The sequence below is a fragment of the Bradyrhizobium sp. sGM-13 genome (assembly GCF_018398875.1).
Taxonomy (GTDB): Bacteria; Pseudomonadota; Alphaproteobacteria; order Rhizobiales; family Xanthobacteraceae; genus Bradyrhizobium.
In genome coordinates, this window is sequence record NZ_JAGWDK010000167.1 from 1 (window position 1) to 626 (window position 626).

General features: G+C 58.5%; 1 protein-coding gene. It reads left to right on the forward strand.

Annotated elements, in window-relative coordinates; translation table 11 throughout:
* On the forward strand, positions 1-626 hold a 626-nt coding region (locus tag KJQ96_RS38615), incomplete at both ends, for an AMP-binding protein (RefSeq protein WP_213291175.1).

Sequence of the window (626 nt, forward strand, 5' to 3'; positions counted from 1 at the left end):
TGATCTACACCTCCGGCTCAACAGGTACGCCCAAGGGCGTCATGGTCGAGCATGCGAGCACCGTGAACCTGCTGCATTGGAGCAGCGACGTGTTTGCGGAAACCGAAATCAGCCGCACGCTGTTTTCTACCTCGATCAGTTTTGATCTGTCCGTCTATGAGTGCTTCGTTCCGCTTTCGCAAGGAGGCACACTTTATCTTGTCGAGAATGCGCTGGCGCTGGCGCAGGTGTCCTTGGATGTCTCCTTGATCAACACAGTGCCCTCGGCGATCGCCGCTCTGGTCGACAAGAAAGCAGTCGCCACTTCGACGAGCGTCATCAATTTGGCGGGCGAGCGGCTGACGGCGAGCCTCATAGAGAGGGTCTTCGAGAGCAGTCGAGTCGAGAAGATCTGTAATCTCTACGCTCCTTCCGAAACCACGACGTATTCAACCTGCATCTGCATGCGAAGGGGAGAGACTATCGTCGAGACGATCGGCCGCCCGATCGCGAACACGCGGGTGTATCTTCTGGATGGTGATGGTGCGCTGGTTCCGTTTGGTGCGGTGGGGGAGCTTTACATCGGTGGGGCGGGGGTTGCGCGGGGCTATCTGAAGCGGCCCGATCTGACGGCGGAGCGGTTCATC